Below are 4,828 nucleotides of genomic sequence, written 5' to 3' on the forward strand. Positions count from 1 at the left end.
CAAGTAATTGATCCATTAATTTTGTATTTTCTTTGGCGTAATTTAACAAATATGGGTGATAATCTGCCGAAATTGACTCACTAAACATTTTGTTAACTACGTTTTGAATCGTATACCCATTGACTAGTGAAAAATCATGTTCGATACTTGCCTCAACGATGGGATCAGTTGGATCAGCACTAAGGCTCTGTTCACACAATGCCAGGGCAACTGCTCTAAACAGTGTCCGTGATTGAATAACCCAGAAACTATCATCGTTCCCTTTGTCGTCTTTAGGCATCACAATATCACTTGCTTTGATGATTTCATCGGTCGCACGATCGCCAGCTTTGTCGCTAAGCACATGGTAGTGCATGGCTTCATCTTTCTTACCCTCAGCTAACAATGCTTTAGCCTTCAGACGACATTCATAATAATCCTTATAATAGCTCATTAAGATATTAAACATAGGGTATGGATCAGATTCACTTGGATCAACTGTGTTGATTATCCGAATACGATAGCCTCGTGCCAGCAATAAATCACGCCAACGTCTTGGCTCGTCACCGGCTGTTGCAAGATAGATAATGCTGCGCCGTTCCGCTTGATTAGGCGATCCTGTTCCAATGTAGATTGCTGGATCAATCAGATAAATACTCTTCCCAGCTCGTGTATGCGCTAGTGCAACAACATGAGATGGTTCAGTGGCAACAGCAAACTCAATCACGCCGCGGGCTTTCTGTTCTTCAGTTTGCGGATATTGACGTATCGGGATTCCAATAGTGCCTTTTACATACGCCGGTGCTGGTGCATTGACCTTTATTTCAACTGAAGGATAATCGTGACGCATTTTTTCATTGGTTTCTGGTGTAGTGGTTCCTTGCGTTAAGTCGTACTCAAGTGGCCGGTAGTTATCGTGTATTTTGACGTACAAGGTATATACAAACCCCGTTGTAAGCGCAAATAACACAAACTTAATAAAGGGGTGTGAAAATACATTTAACAACAAACTAAAGAACCCAGGCTTATTAACTTGTGGTGTAAGACCACTAGCTCGTAATTCATTAACAGCCGTTTGTACGGTAGATTGAATCGATGTTGCAAGTGCTGAATTTACCACATAATTTTCAAGTAGAATGAGCATGAACCATAGTCCCAACATAATTCTTTTTAAAATACGTTCGTTTGCAAGGAATCTCAATCGATTTTGATAAGCATCTTCATAGCCTTCTCGTTTAGAATCTTCTGGAAAATTCTTTTCAAAAAAATGCGTTACGCCTTTAGTAAATTTGTTGAATGTATCGTGTTCGGAAGACTGAAAGTAATCGAATATACGTTTTATCATTTAATACTCCTAGATCTACTGATTTTCCAACTATTCAAGCAGTAGTAATTTATCATTGAATTCAAAAAACCACTTCCATTTCAGAAGTGGTTTTCTATTCTCTACTTTTTCGATTGTATTTAATGGTACTTTACTTATTAGCATTATTGCCACTTTTAAGCGCATTTAATGTTTTCTAGTATAATTAGTCAAGAATTAATTTAGAATTGACTACACGTCAAATGTAAACGGTAAAAAATTTTAAACTATTAAAAAAACGATACTTTATCAAAAGTATCGTTTCATTCTATTATTTACAGCTTTAATATAACTTTTTATCAAGTGAATCATTAAATTTCTCAAAACTTTTAATGGTTAATTCACGATCGTGTTGTTCCATTGTTAAAACCGTTGGATCTTCACAGCTATTTTGAATAAAATCATAAATATAGTCATCGCGGAAACCAATTTTATCGGCGTCTTTTGCCGTATTGCCATAATAGACAACTTTAATATTGGCCCATATTATTGCACTTAAGCACATTGGACATGGATAAGCATTAGTATACAGTTCACAACCAGACAAATCGTGTGTCCCAAGTATCGCACAAGCGTGACGTATCGTCACAATCTCCCCATGTGCCGTTGGATCATAGCTTTTTAATACCTGATTATGCCCTTCAGCAATAATTTTACCGTCCTTTACAACGACTGAACCAAACGGCCCACCAATTTCAGTTCCTACATTGCTTTCAGCCTGATTTGCCGCAATTTTCATAAACGAAGAGTCGTAAGACATTCAATTATCCCTACTTTCAATTTAATAAAGCTCATACATTATACCATTCTTGTATTTGTAAATATTTAATTAAAATAAAAAAGCCTCTATAAGAACCGATTTGGTACTTTAGAGGCTACTATTCTAGGCTTTACCTGGCAACATTGGTGTTACATCTTTCAGAATATGAATAACAATCGTCTTTTCTGTAGTATGACCGAATCGATCTGTAACAGAATATGTTACTTGTTGGTCTCCAGGAATTGTTGTATCTACCTCTTCAATACTTGTTTTAATCTTGTTAACAAAATCATCGCCATACTTATTAGTAGCTTTCACCCCTTTTAATAGATCAACTTTACTTCCCACAAATACAGTTTGGTCTTCTAACCCTTCAAACGTTGCATTTTCCGAGTAAACTGTCACACCACGTTTGAAAGTCGCCATTGACCCGTTATCATCGGTCACGGTATAAGTAATTTCTGTTGTACCAACTTTATTAGTATCAATCTGATCAACCGAAGCTTGAATTCTGCTAGTGACAACGCCATCTTCTTGATCCGTTGCAGTGATTCCTTGCATTACATCAAATGAAGAACCTGCCTCAACACTTATATCTTGTCCCGTAATCACCGGACGTGCATTTAAGACAAGCACAATTCGCTCAAATTTCGTTGTTGTTCCAGCACTGTCAGTAACTGCATAGCGAACATGATACCAACCAGCCTGCTTGGTATTCACATCATTGTAGGTAACTACCAATTGATTAGTAATATCTCCATCCTCTTGATCGTACGCGTGCATATCTTGCATTGGGTTAAAATTGTCTTTCACATGAATCATCATTAGTTTACCAGTAATTGTTGGAATTGCATTTGGAGTCACCGGCGGGGTCACTTCACCATTGTTGTCATTATCTGAACCGTTCCCCTGACCATCATTACTATTGCCGTTGTTATGGCTATTGTTATTTGTGTTCCCATTATCTCCTTTAGGCGGTTTCACAGTGCCAGGAGTTGTCTTTTTAAAATCATTATCTAACATATTTTGAATTGGATTCTCAGGCAACTTGGGTTCTTTGGCAATAATCGAAGCAGCCTTAACTAATTTATCGTGATTTTTGGCTACAGCCGCATGTGCTTCTTTTAAGGTGTTCCCGGTGAGAGCATCAGCAACTGAGTCGACCGAATCCTTCGCACGTTCGCTGACACTTTCAATTACATTATCGATAACGCTTTTCTTTTTATGAGTTTGTTTGCTAGATGCTGATTTGTGGCTTTCAGTCTTTGGAGCGCCGATTTTATCAGTGTTTGATCCGGTACCGGTGCTAGCATAAACACCACTGCCGATCAATAAAACTAACCCACAAACTGTGAAGATTGGTGCTAACTTTTTTTTCTTTTTTTCCTGGTTATTTGGTTGATTATTTTCTGCCATGATAATTACTCTCCTATTGATTTCAAATTCCGCTGCCAAACCTTTAAATTATCGGCGGCGGTTTGTCGCTGTTCTTCTGAAAGGTTATTGTCTCTTGACTCAGTTTGATACTTCTCAATTACCTGCTGATATGATTTACCAGCGTTAATCATATCGGTTAGATCGTGGTTCTTGAGTTTCTGATTAATTGCGATCGCTCGGTCAATCTCGCCATTTCGAATAAATTCTAATGCAATCGACTGTGTTAATTTGACGTTATTCAATTCAAGATTTAAACGGTACGCATCATCTGGCTTGTGCATTTTGAGATAGGCCACAACAAGCTCAGCTTTTCGCACGTTGGTCATCGATACACCCTTAATCTTTAACATTTTGGACCACTGCTTTTGATAAAAAGCTATATCATATTGACCATTTGCAGTTGGGTATCGCTTATTAAATGTTTCAAGTTGAGTTAACTTCTTATTTTTAAAAAGGTATTGTTCAGTGGCTTGTTTTTTCATTGGATATTCCTTTACAGCTTGGACATATTCTCCTTTTTGCATTAACTGGTTGTAGTCCGGTTTATGTGGCACTAATGCCCATGCTTCAAGTAATATCGGTAGTGCAATGGTACAGATCACCACTCCAAAAAACCAATTCCTAACACGCCGATTTTTAGAAAAAGCGAATAGGCGATCTATACGACCATGCTCAGCGCTAATTGTGGCAGATGGTTCTGCCCCATCTACCACACGCTTTCCTACGACTTTCCCTGGATATGATAGTTGCTCCAAAAACGTATTCGCTTCTGTAGCACTTAACTCACCATTAGTCACGTTCTCATTCACTTGGCGCTTAATATCGTCAATCAGCGATAAACCGCTTGGATAGTAAACCCCTTGATAACACGCCTTGCCACTTTCATCAAAAAGCGTAAATACAACATAGTTATTAGCGTCCAGCGCCTGCGTAATCGTGATCAATTTATCCAAAGAAAGCCGCTTATTCGTGAAAGTTGGCTCCGACTTATTTATTTCTGCCGTTATCAATGAGGTTCCCTCCTATTTAGTTAGTTCTATCCACCGAATAAGCCGGTGACAAAGTCGCGAAGTGCGAACAAGTTATAAATAACGCCTGTCCCAATAACACCCGAAATAGCCATTCCTTTTGCTTTACGTGTCCATTCTTGACCTAGGAAATTGTAAATACCACAAACTGCTAAAACAACAAACAGTAAGGTACTCCCTACTTTTTTACATAGATCTGAGATAGGCGTTTCCGCATTAGTTAATGAAGTTCCTATTTCTTCAACGCCTGCTGCTGCATGT

At 38.3% G+C, this 4,828-nt stretch carries 4 protein-coding genes and 1 pseudogene; all 5 read right to left on the reverse strand.

The window, feature by feature from the left end; all coding sequences use genetic code 11:
• Positions 1 to 1,324, reverse strand: a pseudogene (locus tag FC20_RS09050) (hypothetical protein); the annotation flags it as partial.
• A 301-nt stretch (positions 1,325 to 1,625) separates the two neighbouring features.
• Entirely contained in the window at positions 1,626 to 2,102 is a 477-nt protein-coding gene (locus tag FC20_RS09055; protein ID WP_056945383.1) for a nucleoside deaminase, read from the reverse strand.
• A gap of 123 nt (positions 2,103 to 2,225) precedes the next feature.
• Positions 2,226 to 3,518, reverse strand: a complete 1,293-nt coding sequence (locus tag FC20_RS09060; RefSeq protein WP_056945384.1) for an immunoglobulin-like domain-containing protein — start codon at positions 3,516 to 3,518, stop codon at positions 2,226 to 2,228.
• 5 nt (positions 3,519 to 3,523) lie between these two features.
• Entirely contained in the window at positions 3,524 to 4,549 is a 1,026-nt protein-coding gene (locus FC20_RS09065) for a hypothetical protein (protein WP_056945385.1), read from the reverse strand.
• Positions 4,550 to 4,575: 26 nt separating this feature from the next.
• Positions 4,576 to 4,828 (reverse strand): hypothetical protein (locus FC20_RS10515; protein ID WP_162254728.1); only part of this gene is annotated, 253 nt, incomplete at its 5' end.

Origin of the sequence: Lactobacillus equicursoris DSM 19284 = JCM 14600 = CIP 110162, from assembly GCF_001434815.1 — a bacterium.
GTDB lineage: Bacteria > Bacillota > Bacilli > Lactobacillales > Lactobacillaceae > Lactobacillus > Lactobacillus equicursoris.